At 38.5% G+C, this 18,611-nt stretch carries 13 protein-coding genes and 1 pseudogene; 5 read left to right on the forward strand and 9 right to left on the reverse strand.

The window, feature by feature from the left end:
- The first annotated feature begins 94 nt into the window (after positions 1-94).
- The 3 genes from AC5YCE_RS07360 (at position 95) to AC5YCE_RS07370 (ending at position 2,288) form a co-directional block, all read left to right on the forward strand.
- Positions 95-691 carry an IMPACT family protein gene (locus AC5YCE_RS07360; protein WP_496126502.1) on the forward strand — a complete coding sequence of 199 codons (597 nt, stop codon included), beginning with the start codon at positions 95-97 and terminating at the stop codon, positions 689-691.
- Positions 684-1,319 (forward strand): acyltransferase, encoded by a 636-nt coding sequence (locus AC5YCE_RS07365; RefSeq protein ID WP_496171564.1) that lies wholly within the window; start codon positions 684-686, stop codon positions 1,317-1,319. The genes AC5YCE_RS07360 and AC5YCE_RS07365 overlap by 8 nt, the downstream gene beginning before the upstream one ends.
- 126 nt (positions 1,320-1,445) lie before the next feature.
- Entirely contained in the window at positions 1,446-2,288 is an 843-nt protein-coding gene (locus AC5YCE_RS07370) for a universal stress protein (RefSeq protein WP_496171565.1), read from the forward strand.
- Between the two features lie 330 nt (positions 2,289-2,618).
- Here the strand turns inward: AC5YCE_RS07370 and AC5YCE_RS07375 are convergent, their stop codons facing one another.
- The 4 genes from AC5YCE_RS07375 to mutS all read right to left on the reverse strand — a co-directional run bounded on the left by AC5YCE_RS07375 (position 2,619) and on the right by mutS (position 7,629).
- Positions 2,619-3,284, reverse strand: coding sequence for an O-methyltransferase (locus AC5YCE_RS07375; RefSeq protein ID WP_496171566.1), 666 nt, complete (start codon positions 3,282-3,284; stop codon positions 2,619-2,621).
- 189 nt (positions 3,285-3,473) lie between these two features.
- A complete protein-coding gene (locus AC5YCE_RS07380) occupies positions 3,474-4,193 on the reverse strand; it encodes a D-Ala-D-Ala carboxypeptidase family metallohydrolase (RefSeq protein WP_496171567.1) in 720 nt (239 codons plus the stop codon).
- A 130-nt stretch (positions 4,194-4,323) separates the two neighbouring features.
- Positions 4,324-4,647 (reverse strand): ferredoxin FdxA, encoded by a 324-nt coding sequence (gene fdxA / locus AC5YCE_RS07385; protein WP_496126507.1) that lies wholly within the window; start codon positions 4,645-4,647, stop codon positions 4,324-4,326.
- A 342-nt stretch (positions 4,648-4,989) separates the two neighbouring features.
- Positions 4,990-7,629 (reverse strand): DNA mismatch repair protein MutS, encoded by a 2,640-nt coding sequence (gene mutS / locus AC5YCE_RS07390; RefSeq protein WP_496171568.1) that lies wholly within the window; start codon positions 7,627-7,629, stop codon positions 4,990-4,992.
- 866 nt (positions 7,630-8,495) lie between these two features.
- Here mutS and AC5YCE_RS07395 point away from each other — a divergent pair.
- Positions 8,496-8,774: pseudogene (locus tag AC5YCE_RS07395) on the forward strand (LysR family transcriptional regulator); the annotation flags it as partial.
- A 329-nt stretch (positions 8,775-9,103) separates the two neighbouring features.
- Here the strand turns inward: AC5YCE_RS07395 and AC5YCE_RS07400 are convergent.
- The 5 genes from AC5YCE_RS07400 to dnaE form a co-directional block, all read right to left on the reverse strand.
- Entirely contained in the window at positions 9,104-11,128 is a 2,025-nt protein-coding gene (locus AC5YCE_RS07400) for an esterase/lipase family protein (RefSeq protein WP_496171569.1), read from the reverse strand.
- 126 nt (positions 11,129-11,254) lie between these two features.
- A complete protein-coding gene (locus AC5YCE_RS07405) occupies positions 11,255-12,169 on the reverse strand; it encodes an ABUW_2363 family tetratricopeptide repeat lipoprotein (RefSeq protein ID WP_496126510.1) in 915 nt (304 codons plus the stop codon).
- 110 nt (positions 12,170-12,279) lie between these two features.
- Positions 12,280-13,092, reverse strand: a complete 813-nt coding sequence (cysE, locus tag AC5YCE_RS07410; RefSeq protein WP_496126511.1) for a serine O-acetyltransferase — start codon at positions 13,090-13,092, stop codon at positions 12,280-12,282.
- Positions 13,085-13,939 (reverse strand): RNA methyltransferase, encoded by an 855-nt coding sequence (locus AC5YCE_RS07415; RefSeq protein WP_496126512.1) that lies wholly within the window; start codon positions 13,937-13,939, stop codon positions 13,085-13,087. Before AC5YCE_RS07415 ends, cysE begins: the two co-directional genes overlap by 8 nt.
- Positions 13,940-13,975: 36 nt before the next feature.
- The gene (gene dnaE, locus AC5YCE_RS07420) at positions 13,976-17,545 is read right to left on the reverse strand and encodes a DNA polymerase III subunit alpha (RefSeq protein ID WP_496126513.1); all 3,570 of its coding nucleotides are present in this window, start codon (positions 17,543-17,545) and stop codon (positions 13,976-13,978) included.
- Between the two features lie 169 nt (positions 17,546-17,714).
- Here dnaE and AC5YCE_RS07425 point away from each other — a divergent pair, with 169 nt between their 5' ends.
- Complete coding sequence (locus AC5YCE_RS07425) at positions 17,715-18,569, forward strand: tetratricopeptide repeat protein (RefSeq protein ID WP_496126514.1); 855 nt, start codon at positions 17,715-17,717, stop codon at positions 18,567-18,569.
- Positions 18,570-18,611: the final 42 nt, after the last annotated feature.

Here is an 18,611-nt window from a genome sequence, read left to right on the forward strand (position 1 = left end):
TTTATAAAAAAATCTCCTATTTATAGGAGATTTTTTTTCATAGTAAGAATAGAGTTTATAATGTAAATATGTTCCATTATTTAGCCTTATATAAATGCCTTTTACCCTTGAAAATGAAATTTATTTTGAAGAAGAGATCAAAAAAAGTCGGTTTCAAGCCATTGCAGCACCCGTTGAAAATGAGCAGGCAATAAAAGATTTTTTAGAGCGACATAAAGATATTTCGACAACTCATCAATGTTGGGCGTGGAAAATAGGACATACAGTTCGGTTTAATGATGATGGTGAGCCGTCAGGAACAGCAGGTAGACCTATACTTGCCGTGATTGAGGGCAACGAATTAACCAATGTGATTGTGCTGGTTAATCGATGGTATGGTGGTATCAAGCTGGGGACAGGTGGATTAGTTCGAGCGTATGGTGGCTGTGCAGGACAATGTCTGATGCAGGCCGAAAAAGTTGAGCTGATTGAAAAAAAAATAGTACGTTTCAAATGTCTATTTAATGAATGGTCAATTTTCCAATATGAGCTTAGGCAACAGAATATTGAATTTCAAGAAGCTTATACGGGTGAAGGCGTTGAAGTGATGGCCAAGTTACAAATTCATCAGATTCCAGTCTTAGAATTAAAAATACAAGATGTCACACGCGGACGCGAACAATTAAAAATCGAGGAGGCAGAAAATGGATGAAACGAACATTCAAGCTGAGGAATCTCGATTACTTAAATACCGTGAACAGCATAAGCATCGACTGAATTATATGCCATGGCTGTATTGGAGTTTGAAACCCAAGAATCGAGTTTGGGCTGAGCAATGGCAAAAAGAGTATCAAGCCTATTTGATGGATATGGAAACAGTTGAGATTGGTCAAAATAGTTTTATCTCGCCTTTAGCACATATTTTTGCTGAACCAGGTCGAAAAATTATTATTGGGGATAACACTTTCATCGCAGCAGATTGTACTTTACATGGGCCCCTAGAAATTGGAAATGAAGTCGCCATCAATCATCACTGTATTTTAGATGGTGGTCGAGTAGGGATTAAAATTCATGATCAAGCGAGATTGGCTGCCTATTGTCATCTATATGCTTTTGACCATGGTATGCAAGCGGATCAACCCATTTATAAGCAAGCTGTTCGATCGCAAGGTATCGAAATCGGTCAAGACGTTTGGCTAGGTGCGCATGTAGGGGTTAAAGACGGTATTAGAATCGGTGATCATGCTGTGGTAGGAATGAATAGCATGGTAACCAAAGACGTCAATCACCATGAAATAGTCGCAGGTAACCCTGCAAAGTTTATTCGATTAAGAGAATGATTTTAAAAAAATATCTATCTAATTAAATGATTTAAAAAAGAATTACACAAAACAGCTTAATTCTTTGAGAACTTATGTTAAGTTAAAATTAATATAAAAAAACACCTGAGCTTGTAGGGAGGCATTATGAATCGTGTCATTGCTTGTATTGACTCATCCCCATGTATTAATGCTGTCGCAGATGCAGCAGCATGGATCGCACAACAAACCCAAAGAGAGTTAGTGCTCCTACAAGTGCTCGATTATTATCCTGCAAGTTATCACCTCGGCGAAATTAGTGGCGTGATTGGTTTTGAAAGTAATGCAATGTTACTTAAGGAGTTGGCTGAACTTGAGCAAAAACAAAGTGAACTCGCCTTGGATTATAGCAACAATTTATTAGGGCATATTTCAGAACGTATTGAGGAAAATTACGGACTTAAAGCCACTCAAATTCAAGAAAAAGGCGATTTTTTAGAACAAAGCTTCAATGTGTTGAATGAACAAGATATCGTTTTGATTGGTCGAGTCGGTGAACGTTCCGCAGAAAAAAATAAAAGTATAGGCAGCAATGTTGAAAACTTTATCCGAGGGGCAAGATGCACTGTAATGACTGTTGGAGAAACCTTTAAGCCACCAACGCGTTTTATTTTCGCCTATGAAGATTCACCGACATGCAAAGATATGATGAAACGTGTTGCTAAAAGTGATTTGCTGAGACAATTACAATGTCACTTACTCTATGTGGGGGATCATCCAGAGGTACTCGAAATCCCAACCGAATTTTTACTCAATGCTGGTTTGAATGTCGTGGTTGAATATCGTTATGGTGATGTAGCAGAAAATATTTTAGATTATCAAAATGAGCATCAGATTCAATTGATTGTATTAGGGGCTTATAGCCGTAGTAAAGTTCGACAGTTTTTCTTAGGAAGCATCACCACAAATATTTTCCGGAATTCACCTGTTCCATTATTAGTTGCAAAATAGAGTCGCAAAATAGAGTAGCAAGATAAGAATGGATTATTGAGATCATTTGAAAGGTCATATTACTTGAATAGTCTATATTTTTGATCGAGATAAAAGCTTCATACTTATCAAAAAATATGTAGCTAATCGCTTAGATTATTTTATGTTCTATTTAAATTAAATTAGTTAAAACATTGTGTTATGAGTTTTTTTTGATCTTATCCACAAGTATGCTCACAGTATTCGTGGATAACTTGATGAGAATATATCAGTTAATTTAAGAAGTAAAAAAAGCCACTGATGAAAGTGGCTTTTTTTTAAAAAATAGGGTGTCAATAAAGCGAAAATTTTTTATTTCACAATCGCAATCGCAAAACCATCATGACCTTTACTACCAATCGTTTGTAGTGCAGTGCTTGATAACAAACGTGGATGATTTTGCATTAAACGATACATCTCACGAATACCTTCAATACTCGGTTTTACATTATTTGGATCTAAAATATCGCCTGCACGAATGACATTATCAAGGACAATGATTGTACCCGAATGTGAAAATTGTAAACTGAGTTCGAGATACTCAGGATAACTCTGTTTATCTGCATCGATAAAAACAAAGTCAAATGGTTCAAAATCTTTTGGAAGTGAACGTAAAACATCTGCTGCACGACCCACCTTGAGTTCAACTGTTTGGGGTAATTGAGCATTATCTATGTTTTCTTGTCCAAGTGCAGCATGGGTATCACGACCTTCGATTGTTAAAATATAACCATCTTCAGGTAGTGCACGGGCAAGCCACATCGTGCTGTAAGCAGCAAAAGTACCAAGTTCAAGAACACGCTTACATTTATTCATTTGAATCAGCATCTGTAACAACATACCTTGATTCGCAGCTACAGCCAAATGGTCAGGGAAGCCTTTATCCGCAGTATTCTTTAAAGTCTGCATTAAAATGGGATCTTCTGGAATTAAGTGTGATTCGATATAAGCATCAATATCTGACCATTGTTGTTGCATTGTTGATTACCTGATTTGCGATATGTGCATTGTAGTCGATTAAATTCTGAGTGCAATTTTTGTAGAACTTAATGAATGATTATTGAACTTTGATCAATGCGTTTTTATTAAAATATAAATTCTGAAATCATTAAAATATAGTTCAAAATAAAAAAAGAGGTCAGAAGACCTCATTTTTTTAATTAGACATTAGAAATGACAGAGTGAAGTATTACGTGTCAGATCAGGCCCCCAAGTACGATAACCTTGAGTGTCTATATGAATCTGACCTGAAGAATATAAGCCTAGCCCCATATTTAAACTTTGACCATGATTTTGCCAAAATTGACAGAGCTTGAATTTGGAGTTTTCAATAAAAGCATAATCGCCGGGCTGTGGGAATTCAGGACCAATTCTAAAATCAATGGCTGAATTATAGAGATGGCGAGACGAACTCGCACCTCCAGCACATTGATTTAAAGGAAGGTCACGATAAACAGAGGTTACTTCAAATTCTGTTAAGACTTTTGCAGCTACCAAGTATTTAAATACTTTTAAAGTAGGTAATTGATTGGCCCATATTTCACGGCTAGGAACCATATATTCTGATTTACCACATTTCTGCCAATCTCGTGCAGATTTAAGCAACTCAAAACTTGGCACAATGTTACCAACATCATGACTTTCTAGGAATCTTTCATATTCGCGCACACGTGATTGATTGTTACCTTGTATGAGCCAAGAACTATAAGATTGAGGCATCACTTTAGGTTTTACTGGTCGATCTAAAAATATTTTTTCTTGTGGAATATAAATACGCTGACCATTTTGCGTAAGTATGGTTGGACCTTTTTTAGGAGAAGATGTACATCCGATGAGCATCAGTGAAATCATACTGAGGCTTACAAATCCCTTCAAAATTTGTTTCATTATATGTATTTACTGAGTTTAACTAAGCATCTAGTTTAGTCTAAATTTAAGGACGAATTTGGCATAAATTGCAAAAAAATGTACCATTTCGGTATAAAAAAAGACCAGCTAAAGCTGATCTTCTTCACACTTATTTTTCTAAAAGCTCTAATTTGTTCGGCTTACCATTCCATTCTTCACGATCTGCTGGTTGATCGCCAATTTGAGTAATGTTCGGCCATTTTTCAGCAAGTTCAGCATTGAGTTCAATGAAGACTTCTTGGCCTTCTGGAAGCTCATCTTCGGAGAAAATTGCATTTGCAGGGCACTCTGGTTCACACAAAGCACAGTCAATACATTCATCTGGATTGATGACTAGAAAGTTAGGACCTTCATAGAAACAGTCAACTGGACATACTTCCACACAGTCTTGGTACTTACATTTAATACAATTTTCAGTGACAACGAAGGTCATGGCGTCAGCTACCTAAAAAATATGGTTCTAATATCGAATGCTGTATTTTAGGGAAAATGAAGCAAACTAACAATTCCTTTTATTGATAATTAATATAGAAGAACCTACTAAATCAATTTTATTTATACAAATTGACCAATGAGCTAATGAAATTGATAATGCAAGTTATTAAATAATCCAAATAGATCAAATGTATCGTGTGATATTCGGTATAAAAAGAATGATCCACTCTGAACATTATCACTAATCTTAAGTTCAAGAATCAAGCAATCGAACAAAATCCTTGGGCGAGTCAAGCATTCGGATAGAACTTAAATTTCACGAATTTTATAAATAAGCGCATTATGCTTTCAATAATTGCTTCAGTTGATAAAGCTGTTCAAGTGCTTGGCGAGGAGTTAAATCGTCGACGTCTAAATTTTTCAAAGCATCAAGTGCAGGGGATGATTTTTCAACTTCAACGATTTTCTCAACGACCTGTCCTACAGTTTCAATTTCAGAAAAAGTATCTTGCTCAAATAAATCTTTCTGTATCACAGGTTGATGCTGTTGTTTCTCTAAAATACGTAAACGATGTTGTGCATCTTTAATCACACTTTCAGGAATACCGGCCAGTTTAGCCACTTGTAAACCATGACTCTGACTGGCTGGACCATGCTGTACTTTGTGTAACAAGATCAACTGACCATTAATTTCTTTAGCGGTGACGTGGTAATTTTCAATACATGGTTCGTGACTCAATTCCGTCAATTCAAAATAATGCGTTGCAAAAAGACATAGGCATTTAATACGTTTGGTGAGGTCTAAGACACACGCCCAAGCCAGTGAAAGCCCATCATAAGTACTGGTGCCACGACCGACTTCATCCATCAGTACCAATGACTGATTGGTTGCGTGATGTAAAATTTGCGAAGTTTCAGTCATTTCTACCATAAAGGTTGATTTTCCAGAAGAAAGATCGTCTGCAGAACCGATACGAGTAAAAATACGATCAATTGGACCGAGTTTGGCTGCTTGAGCAGGCACATAACTGCCGCAGTAAGCGAGTAAACTGATCAAGGCAGTTTGGCGCATAAACGTCGATTTACCGCCCATATTGGGGCCAGTAATAATTGACATACGATGATTGAAATCAAGTTGTGTATCGTTTGGTGTATAAGGTGTCTTAATTAATGACTCTACAACTGGATGTCGACCAGCTTTGATTTGAATGCCAATTTCAGGGCTAAACTCAGGACGATTCCAATTGTACAAACGTGCTTGATGTGCAAAATTACTGATTAAATCGATTTGTGCAATCGCAGCACTCATCATTTGCAAATTGGCAATATCTTGTCGAAGTTCCTCGAGTAGCATTTCAAATAATGCTTTTTCTCGCGCCAATGCACGTGATTCACTGGATAAAACCTTATCTTCGAATGATTTCAGCTCAGGGGTGATATAGCGCTCGGCATTTTTAAGGGTTTGCCTGCGGATATAGGAATCAGGTGCTTGCTCAGCTTGAGCACGGGTTAACTCAATATAATACCCACTGACACGGTTGTAGCCGATTTTGAGCGTGTTAATCCCTGTATTTTCACGTTCTCTCTTTTCAAGATCAATCAGGAATTGCCCTGCATGATCTCGGATTTGACGAAGCTCATCCAATTCACTGTCAAAACCTTCAGCAATGACATTGCCATCGCGAAGTAGAACCGGTGGATTTTCTACAATGGCATTCATTAATCTGAAATGCAGCCCATTAAAATCACCGAGTTCAGCATTCAATTGTTCAATAAGGGTTGATTGATTCTGAGAGACAATGGGCTGTAATGCATGACGTAAAAAAGGAATTTGTGCACAAGCTTGACGGAGTTGAACCAGATCTCTCGGGCGAGCACTGCCTAAAGCAATACGACTCAATACACGTTCAATATCACTAATTTCTTTCAGAATTAATCGGATAGGCGCTTCATGGTACCCTTTGAGTAGGACCTCAATCGCATCTAGACGTTGATCTAATAATGCTGTATCACGTAGCGGTTGCATCAAGGTACGCGCTAATAAACGTCCACCCATTGCTGTTTGACAATCGTTGACTAAGTTGAAAAGTGAAGTGCCATGTTCAAATAAAGGATCAATGATTTCCAAATTACGACGTGTAACAGGATCAAGTGCGATAAAGTCACTACTTTGTTCTAACTTAATCGAGCGAATATGCGGAAGTGCCGTTTTCTGAGTTTCTTTTGCATAGTGAATCAGTGCTGCTGCAGCCACTTTTGCAAGGGGAAGTTCATCTATTCCAAAGCCTGAAAGTGTTGACACCCCAAGCTGATCACAGAGCGTTTTTTGGGCATTGTTTAAATTAAAATCAACATTTGGTCTTTTGGTTATCGGGCATTCAATCAGTGACTTAATTTGTTCAATTAAAGCTTGATCTTGGATATCTTCATTGATCACCAATTCACTTGGCATAAGACGCGCAAGTTCAAGTGGTAAATGTTCAGCTTTATATTCTTGTTGTTGTACTTTAAAGATCCCTGCACTTAAATCAAGTAATGCAATACCAATTTGATTTTGATGGATGGCAATGGAGACTAAATTCGAGCTTTGGTGTGCATTGAGCAAAGCATCATCGGTCAGTGTACCTGGCGTGATGATCCGTACGACACCACGTTCAACAGGACCTTTACCTGTGACTTCTCCAAGCTGTTCACAGATTACAACGGTTTCACCTTTTTTGACCAAGCGAGCTAAATATCCTTCAGCTGCATGGTAGGGCACGCCTGCCATTGGGATTGGATTTCCATTGGCTTTACCACGGTGGGTTAAAGTAATGCCGAGTAATTTGGCTGCTTTATGCGCATCATCAAAAAATAACTCATAAAAATCTCCCATGCGATAGAACATGAGCGAATGAGGATGTTGAACTTTTACGGACATGTACTGCTGCATCATGGGTGTTAGCGTAGAGAAATCAGTCATGTTTTCCATAAAGCTCATAGAGTTAAGATCCAAAAAATTAAAAAAGTGATAATACTTAAATAGCCTAAGCGATTTAGACTATTTTCAGTATTAGATCTTACCAAAAACAACGCATTTAAAATATTTAAAAATTTTGATCGAGAAGTTTTTGATCTTTGTCTAAAAAAATGATTATTTTGATGAATGAAATCGACTCATAGCAGTATCCTAATGCCATAGTTAAAAGGATGTGGAGCGTAAATGTATGGCAGGCTGACTTGAATTATTAAATCTAGTGAATCTTGTACACTGTTACCAAACAGTGCAATTCGATCGAGCACTAAGGTTTTCATTTCTAGCCGTTGTAACACAATGCATTCATTCAGGAATATGTTTAAAGCTTGTGCTTTTAAAAGCCTAAACAATCCATACTTGGCAAACTTTTTGCTTTATACATGTGCAAATATAGTCTAGCCCATTAGTCATTCGCTGAATTGGTGCAAAACACTATGTTTCTAGATTATAGAAAATTTATAGTTCTTAATTTGGATGTAACACCAAATGTGTTCACTAGAAAGTTCAGATTAGATGTTCACTTATAGTGCATTCAGGCATGTTATTGGTGCAAGAAATCTTATAAGTGAAGATTTTCATTATAAGCAGATTGAGTAATAGACAGAGATGCTGGATTGGTTCGTTACATAGGATCTTAAGTTTCCGAGAAACTTGAACAACCTATCATTACTTGGAGAGCTGATTACCGATGAGTAATTAAACCAGCGTTGTAGGAGATATGAATCGAAAGTTGCGGGTCAATCTGTGTGCAATGAATTCATTATGCTTTTCAGTTACGGTGTAATCAGGTGTGAATAAAACTGCACTGAGTGCCTAACTAGGATTTAATCGTGTTAAACAGAATTTCACTACGTCAAATGCAATATTTCGTCGCCACCGCAGAAAGCGGTAGCATTAGTATTGCTTCGGAAAAAATTCATGTTTCTTCGCCATCAATTTCAGCAGCCATTGCACATATAGAGTCAGAATTACAAGTTCAACTTTTTATCCGTCAACACGCAAAAGGATTATCTGTAACAGAGATTGGTAAAAAAGTCATGCTGGAATGTAAAATGATTCTAAATCTAGCAGGTGGTTTATACACTTTGGCTGCAGAGTTTTCTGGGTCTAAGCACGAAACTATTTTCATGGCTTCTGCTGATCTTCCTTTACCCCATTTTCAAACGGATGAATTCAGTCTTTAAACAAACAAAGAATAACCACCACACCATCACATTCAAATAATTTATGTTCTGTTTTTAACATCTTGAGTGCTCCTAATTTATGCTGAGATCACACTATCAAATTTAATATTAATTAGAATATAAGCATGCTGTGCTTTTAATGAGTACGTGCTTTAGAAAGTCATGATTCGATTTCTTGAATTACAAGATTTCGTAGGAAAAGATCATGAATTGTTGAATGCGATAAAAAAGCCTCTACTAGAGGCTTATTAAAATCAAGGTTTATAAAGACCATGTTCTGTTAAATGCAGTCTTAAGATACGTCGTAGTTCTAAAACGGCTTCAGGCGTTTCTTGAATAGAATGACCACCTTTAATAACCAATTCTGACGCTGCACCTTTTAAATGTGCACTCTCGTAAGGGACAATTCCATCATTCATGATTTTCGGATCTTTACTCTCTGTGATATTACCCATCACACTGTGGAAAATGATCCTGTTCGTCGGAACAACATCTTCAGTCAGTTCAGTAAATTTAGAATTATGACTTAAATCGCTGGGACCATTTTGAATTAAGCCATGACCTAAATCTTTCACAAAGTCTTTTACATTCACATTGCGATCAGTCAAGGTATCGGCAAATGCGCCAAGGAATGCACCTGGAAGCTTGATAATTCTACGTGCTGCTTTGGTAAACCAGCGGTCAGCAAAAGCTGTTCCCTTATGTGGGGCTGCAATGAAAATGGCACGATCAAAGTTTGGAATGGGATCAATCGTAAGGCGTGCTTTAAACAAAGGTTCATTTTTGAACTTTTGGATTTGTTGAGATTTGAACAAGGCTAAAGCAGGTTGAGTCAAATCGGCTTGACTCACCAATAATCTTGAGATAATCCCGCCCATACTATGACCAATTAAAACTGCATCTTTGGTAGAAGGAGAATCTTGATCTAAAGTCGCGAAAGATTGTCGAATTAAAGCATCAATTTGAAAATGGCTTTCTAAAATAGGCATATTGGTCGAATAAAAGACTTGCCACACTTGATAATGTTCACGAAGGATTTGATCGCCCATGATATCGTTGGTCAAGCGAATCCATGCTTCAGGACTACTCGCCAATCCATGGACTAAAACAATAATTTTTTTGTTCGGATTATAAGGTTCGAGTTTAAACAATTGCGGCATGGTAATGCTGTTGTCACGGTCAATCAAACTCAAATAAGCGGCTGCGCCGAGCTTATTTTCAGCAAGCCATAATCCATAAGGCGCAGAGAAATTCGCCGCCAGAGGGTAGGTATTATTCCCAATTTTTAGTTGCTCAATACTATAGGGGTCAAAGATATTCAGCTGAAAATTTGGATTGTATAAGATGTCATCAATGGTGTTGCTGACTTGTGGTTGAGCTGTGATCGTGACGGATAAATAACGAGGTTCATGGATATTTGGATTGACCCCATTTTTATATTGGTGATTCATCGGATCAACAATATATTTACCTACATCGTCATTATTCGGTGCAGGAAGTGTGGCAACAAACTCAGAACCGAAACCATCACGACGGTTGGTTGATCTTAATCCTGAAAAGTTCAGATTATAACTCGACATTAAGCTATCGAGTTTGGTATTGGCAATTTGTGGATAGTCGCTGTAATTGACTTTATAAATGCTTTTACCGACTTTAATCTCTTTGGGTACACGTTCTTGGGTATATCTTAGACCATAGTTGGTGATCAGTTTGGCCAAAGCTTGGTTATAAAAATCTCGGATTTGTACTTGTCGGTTATCAAACAGACGTTCACTCGGGTGGCGTTTGGTTTTAAACAAATAAGCATAACTGTAGCGAATACTTTGATCTAATAATGCAAGTTGTTCATCTAGACAGGCATTATAGGTTTTCTGATGGGCAGCCTTTTTCTCTTCAGATTGATATTTATTGATTAAACCTATGGAGCATTCGGATTTTTGACTCAATGCTAATGCTTTGGTGAGGTAGGCTTCACTTGCTGTTGAAAGAAGTTGTTCATCTTGAATTTGCGGAATTTTTTTAAGTTCTGTTGTACATTTTTCAGGATCATCGGTACAAACATCTGCTTCACCACCTGTCATGGACAATACGTTGAGGCTTGCTTCACTCATTTTTTTACGCGTTAAAATACTGTCACGTTCATTGGCAATGGAGACATTCAGTGCTTGATTTTTCACGCTGACAACTTGGCAGCCACTGATGAAAAGTGGGATGCTGGCAATCAGGACAATTAATTTTTTCTGATAGATTGTGCTATTTATTATGATTTTGATTGGCATCGTATTTGTACAATGAATGAGTCATTTAAAATCATACGTTAAATTTTAGAAATTGAAAGTGACCATTCAAAAAAAATAGACTGAAAAATCAGTCTATTTTAGGATTCTAAAAATTAATTTTTAAAATTATGATTGAGCAGGATTGTTTAGAATTTGCCAAACATTGTATCGCCCTTGTTTCTCAATCTCACTGATGAGGCGATCTGCAATTTCGCCTTCTTCAGGATATTTCACTTTGTAGTTTTTTAGAGTTTGTACAGCATTCTTCTTTTGACCTAAATAAATGTAGTTATTTGCGGCAACGAGATAGGCCTCTTGAACACCAGCTTTAATCGCTTTATCAATATAAGGGGTTGCTTCTTTTTGACCACCACCTTCAGACAATGAGAAACCAAACCAGAAGTTTGCTTCAGCATCTTCTTTATTTAATTTTAAAATTTGAGAAGCATATTTTAAAGATTTCGTGGTGTAACTTGAACCTAAGTCCAAATTACGACCCATCACACTCGCTTTAAAAGCACGGACTAAAATATCAAAAGATGCATTATCTTTCGATGCAAGCTCATCTAGTTGTGCAGAGACTTGTTTTAACTTTGCTTCAAAACCGTAACGTTCTTGGCGGTCTGTAAAACGTGGTGGATAATGACGCGCTTTACCTTCTACCATTTGTAAGAAATCATCAATTTCAGTAATGTCTATTTCATTTTGACCGGCAAGCACTGCATATTTCATTGCACGTGTTTTGCTATTAATCGTTGGAATAATGAGTTTATTGGTATCTAAAATCAGCTTTTTCTGTGTTTTAGGATCGGTCACTTCAAGTTTGTTTAAAGGTGCAGCAGCTGCTTTTTTTAACTCAAGTTCAAATACAGGAGGCTTGGTGTAGTCAAAAGGATTCAGTGCGTAAAAAGGGGCACTTAGATCAGGTTCAGTGTAGTAGATCGGATCATTGTTTATTTTGCTCGTTTTAATAGAAGATGTACTACATCCGACAATGAAAGTTGATGCGATAATCGCACATACCAGAGGCTTAATGGTCATAATGATTTCCGATATATTGTTGTAAGTGTTGATAAATGCATGTTGCTCAGTCTAAAAAATGCCAGAACAACATGCAACCATAATTCAGTGTTGTTATTAAAATTTATACATTAAGCTTTAGATTGAAATGTTTGGGTTTCGCATTCACGACGAACTTCTTCAATAATCTTTAACTCTTCTTCGCTAAATGGGCGTTGAACAGGTTGTGACTTATCAAAAGTGGGATCAAGCAAAGATAAACGCTGACAAAGTGTGTTCATGCGAATTTCATTTTGTTGAATACGATCCAATAAAACACGCATGCCATCGATCATTGGGTCAGATTGATCTTGTGTCATCGCATAAGGTTGGAAACCAATTTGCTCAGCATAATCGCGACGGCGTGATTCTTGCTCATTTTCTAGTGGTTTATTCTTTAAAATAAATCGGGCAGGGTTGCCGACTGCAGTGGCACCTTCAGGAACTTCCTTAGTCACAACGGCATTTGAACCGACTTTAGCATTTTTATGAACAGTAAATGGCCCTAAAATTTTGGCCCCCGCACCGACAATAACGCCGTCCTCAAGGGTTGGATGACGTTTGCCTTTATTCCAGGTTGTTCCACCTAAGGTGACACCATGATAAAGCGTAACATCATCACCAATTTCTGCGGTTTCTCCAATCACAATGCCCATACCGTGATCGATAAAAAAACGTTTACCAATTTTTGCGCCTGGATGTATTTCAATACCTGTGGCAAAACGGCTAAAAGAAGAAAGCATACGCGCTGAAGTTTTACAGTCTTTGACCCATAATTTATGGGCAACTCGATGCATGATCAGTGCATGAATGCCTGGATAGGTCGCCAAAACTTCAAATGTATTTCGAGCAGCAGGATCGCGCGCGAATACAGCTTTGACATCTTCTCTGAGCTGTTTAAGCATTTGTTTGATCCTCAGTTTTTGTTTGATCTAAAGTAGATTTTTTCCATGTCCCTTTGTTCAAAGCTTGAACACGACTGAAAATACCTCTAAGTAGATGGTATTCCATACGATCTAATTGTATACGTCCGAACAAACGACGCAAGCGTAATGGTAATAATCGTGGGTTTTTAGGATCTAAAAATTCAATTTCTTCCAGCATTTTTTGAATATGCGGATAGAACTGTTCCATTTGTTCATGCGTAACCAATGGCTCATCCCACTCCATCGCATCATCTTCAGTGACTTTCATGGTGGCTTTATCATCCACTTCATGTTCCATCAGCTCAGTCGTCGCCATGCGCATTTCATAGCAAATAATTTGAATGGCTTGAGCAACATTCAATACGCCGTAATCGGTATTGACAGGAATGGTGACATGAAAATTTGCTAAAGCCAGTTCTTCGTTGGTTAATCCGCGGTCTTCACGACCAAAGATCACTGCAATTTCTTGTTGTTCTTGCAGCACAGCTTTCATGGATTTCTGTGCGGCAGGACGCGCATCGAGTAGCGGCCAAGGAATAGTACGACTACGTGCACTGGTTCCAAACACAATATGACAATCTTTAATCGCGTCTTCTAATGTTTCTACAATTTCAATTTGATCGATCAGATCTGTCGCACCCGCAGCCAATGCATCTATATCAGGATGTGGATACGTTTTCGGTGAAACGAGTACTAACTTACACAGCCCCATGGTTTTCATTGCGCGTAAAGCGCTACCAATATTGGCAGGAAGCGTGGTGTTGACCATGACAATACGTACATGGCTTAAATGCGCTGCAACAGCTGCATTATCAATAATATCCATAATTATTCCAAATTTGAGCAGTAGTTTAGCGACGGTTTAAGAGTATTGGCTGGCTTCAGCTTGATACAGATCCATCGCTTCATCCATGCTTACATCATTGGGAGGTGGTGCAAGCGGATAAGTCTGATTTGGATCGGCAGCTTTACTCTTCGCCGCTTTTGATTTGACTTGATATTCCACATGAAGTGCTTCTTTGCCGAAATAATCACGCAGTTGAGAAAGCAAAGCATCTAAAGGTGCAACTTTCCAATTGACCCCTAAATGGAGTTCTGCAGTCGCATATGGATAATCGAGAAGAATGTGTAGTGGAATGTGATTACACATATCGACATTACAATAAGGGAGAATAATTTTTTGTAAGTCTGAGCTGAGTGTTTTACTCATGTGCTCAGCATCAAGCTTGATCTGAATGCAATTGGCACGTTTCTGACGAATTTCATTTAAGGTAAAAGCTTTGGTGAGTCGACCCATTGGGCGGTCAAAACCTTCACGCTCATAGATTTCGCCTTCAATCACCACCACTTGTTCAGTGACAATGATCTCTTTGAAACGTTGGAAGCGTTCATGATTGGCTGACACTTCAATCCGTGCCGTACCATCATCTAACGTGATCATCATACGGTTCGGGAAGTTAGCAACATCGACTACCAATCCAGCAAATACCGTAGTCACGCCACGACGTGTAGGTGTCAATTCATTAATTTTTTGTGAAATAAATGATTTGAGTTCAGGGCGATAAACATCAATTGGATGACCTGTTAGATACAATCCAAGTGTATCTTTTTCCCCTTTTAAACGGACTTCATCTGACCAAGGTTTAACAGGTTTGGCAGGCTTACGCTGAACTTCTTCGACTTCACCAAACAAATCCATGATACCTGATTCACGGTTTGAACGTGCTTGATCCGCTGCTTGTACGGCCTCTGGCAGTTGAGCCATCAGGCTTGAGCGTTCAATGCCTAAACAATCCAAAGCGCCTGAGCGAATTAAAGCTTCAAGCGTCCGTTTGTTGATTTTCTTTAGGTCGATACGATGGCAGAAATCAAAAAGATCTTTAAATGGACCCAGTTGTTTGCGTGAATCAATCACTGATTGCATTGCGGCTTCGCCGACACCTTTGATCGCGCCTAAACCATAAACAATCGTATTTTCATCTGTCGCATGGAATTGGTAAATCGACATATTGACTGAAGGTGGTAATACGTCGAGTCCATTATTTCGACAATCGTCAATCAAAAATACAATGCTGTCCGTATTTTGCATTTCAGATGTTAGAACAGCAGCCATAAACTCTGAAGGATAATGTGCTTTCAACCATGCTGTTTGATAGGCGACGAGGGCGTAGGCAGCGGCATGTGATTTGTTGAAACCATAACCTGCGAACTTTTCCATATAGTCAAAGATATGGTTTGCCGTTTGTTCATCAATGTCTTTCTGAGCAGCACCCTCGATGAAGATTTGGCGTTGTTTCACCATTTCTTCAGGCTTTTTCTTACCCATGGCACGGCGAAGTAAATCCGCACCACCCAGGCTATAACCTGCACAATACTGCGCTGCCTGCATCACTTGTTCTTGATACACCATAATCCCATAAGTTGGCTCAAGAACCCCTTCTAGCAATGGATGAAGATATTCGAACTCACCGCCATGCATACGATGGATAAAGTCAGGAATCAGATCCATCGGACCGGGACGATATAACGACACGAATGCGATAATTTCTTCAAACTTTGAAGGGCGTGCTTCTTTCAGCATCTTTTTCATGCCCACGGATTCAAACTGGAACACTGCTGTGGTGTTGGCATCCGCGAAGATGGAATAGGCTGCTTTATCGTTGAGTGGAATATTTTCAATTTTGAGAGGCGTATCAAATTTTACGCGTTGATTGATATGCTGAATCGCATCTTCAATGACCGTTAAATTTCGAAGCCCCAAAAAGTCAAACTTGACCAGACCTGCAGATTCGACATCATCCTTATCAAATTGAGCGACACGACCTGTACCATCTTCTTCACACATGACCGCGGAGAAGTCTGTGATCTTGGTCGGTGCAATGACCACACCGCCGGCATGTTTACCTGTATTTCGAGTAATGCCTTCAAGTTTGAGCGCCATTTCCCAAATCTCTGCAGCATCTTCATGATCTGGATTCGATGGATTGGTCACAATGTCTTTCAGTTGGGGTTCTGCTTCAATCGACTCTAGCAAGTTCAAACCGAGGGGTTTGGTTGGAATCATCTTCGAAATACGATCGGCTAAACCATAAGATTTGCCCAGTACGCGTGCGACATCTCGAATCGCCCCTTTGGCAGCCATGGTACCGAAAGTTGCAATTTGCGAAACGGCATCACGACCATAGGTCCGTGCGACATAGTCAATGACACGGTCACGACCAGCAATACAGAAATCGACGTCGAAATCGGGCATTGATACACGTTCTGGGTTTAAGAATCGTTCGAACAGGAGTCCATATGGAAGCGGGTCTAGGTCGGTAATTTTTAAGCTATATGCAACCAAAGAACCTGCACCTGAACCACGACCTGGACCAACGGGAACACCATTATTTTTAGACCATTGAATGAAGTCCATGACAATGAGGAAGTAGCCCGGGAATCCCATGGAGTTAATGATTTTAATTTCAAATGCTAGACGTTCATCATAGGGCTTGCGAATCTCAGGCCAATCTTCATCCCGTTGATCAACAGGGTAAAGATGAGCAAGACGTTCTTCCAAACCTTGCTCAGATAAATGAGCAAAGAAGGTGTCAATGGTATGACCTTCTGGAATTGGATAGTCGGGTAAAAAGTATTTACCCAATTGCAAAGAGACGTTACAGCGTTTTGCGATTTGAACTGTGTTTTCAATGGCACTTGGTAGGTCTGAGAATAGATCAACCATTTGCTCAGAGGTTTTGAAATATTGTTCAGGGCTGTAGGTGCGTGGGCGACGATTGTCACCTAGAACGTAACCATCTGCGATACAGACACGTGCTTCATGGGCTTCAAAGTCTTCAGCATTGATAAAATGTACGTCATTATGTGCGACCACACCAATTTGATATTTGGCTGCTAATTTTACAGCTTCTTGTATAAATGCTTCTTCATTCGGGCGGTCTGTACGTGTCAGCGCAAGATAAACTCGATTCCCAAATTTTGCGATCCATTCTTCAAGCAGAGGTTCGGCTTTTTGTGGGTTGCCCGAGCAGAGCATTTCTCCGACATCACTTTGCATACCCAGTAAGGCAATGATGTCATTTGACTGTTCAAGTACCCATTCTTTTTTAACGCAAGGAATACCGAGTTGCTGACCTTCGATAAAACCACGGGAAATAATTTCGGTCAGACTACGCCAGCCTGTATTATTCATCGCCAGTAAAGTGACACGATGGGACTCATCATTGAGTCGAATTACACCACCTAAAATAGGTTTAATGCCTTTTTTTAGGCAAGAGGTGTAAAACTTTACAGCCGCGTGTAAGTTTGAAAGATCAGTCATTGCCAAAGCAGGCATTTGATCATCTACTGCAGATTTCATGAGATCAGGTATACGTACGATCGATTCAGTAATCGAAAATTCTGTATGAATACCAAGATGAACAAACTGCATAAATGAATCCTTCGCTAGATCAAAAAATATTTTAACACGCTCTTAGTCTGAGGTAATGAACAAAAGTAAAAAGATCAATTATCTGTTCATAAAATGAAATGCTTGAATGCGTATTAAGTAAAGACTAAACTTCGTCAACAAAAATAAAATTTATGAGCACTTAAATTAAATGAAAAAAATATTGATCAGTATTTTTATTGGTATGACGTTTACACTTACTGCTTGTGCACAAAAAGATTTTAGTGAGAATTTATTAAAAAATACAAAAGAAGGTCAAGCCCAAGCTGAGTATGATTTAGGTGAAGCCTATTATAATGGAGTTAGTGTTGAAGAAAACCTAGAAGAAGCTTTTAAATGGTTTAAGAAGGCAGCAGAAAAAGGTCATGTTAAAGCTGAATATTCAACCGCATACTTATTAGATTATGGCGAGGGTGTAGAAGAAAATAATGTGGAAGCAGTTCAATGGTATTCAAAAGCAATCAGTAAAGGACATTTGCTTTCACATTATGAGTTAGCACAAATATTGATAGAGGGAGAGGATGGCGTTGAGAGTAACCCTGAAAAAGCTATTTTCTTACTGACTAAAGCTGCAGACCAAGGTTTAGATCTTGCCCAATTTGAACTAGGTGTTTTATTTGATGAGGGAGAAGATGTTCCGAAAGATATTGTCAAAGCAGTTAAATATTATAAATTAGCTGTTGCACAAAATAATGCTGACGCACAAAATAATTTGGGTCTACTTTATCAGTATGGTGAAGGTGTCCAACAAAGCTATAGTGAGGCTAAACGACTATTTACATTGTCTGCTAGTCAAGATATTGGACATGCTTACTATAATCTAGGGAATATGTATGCTGAAGGTGAGGGTGTTAGTAAAAATTATACGAAAGCAGCCGAGTTCTATGAAAAAGCTGCTAGGCTGTGTCATAAAGAAGCTAAAGATAAATTGTCAGAAATATATAGTGTTGGTGGTTTTGGATTGAAAAAAGATTTAAATAAAGTACAAGAACTTCAAGAAGACTAATCAAAAACTATCCAAATAAAAAAGCACCTTAAAGTGCTTTTT

The sequence above is a fragment of the Acinetobacter sp. CY79 genome (assembly GCF_059515845.1).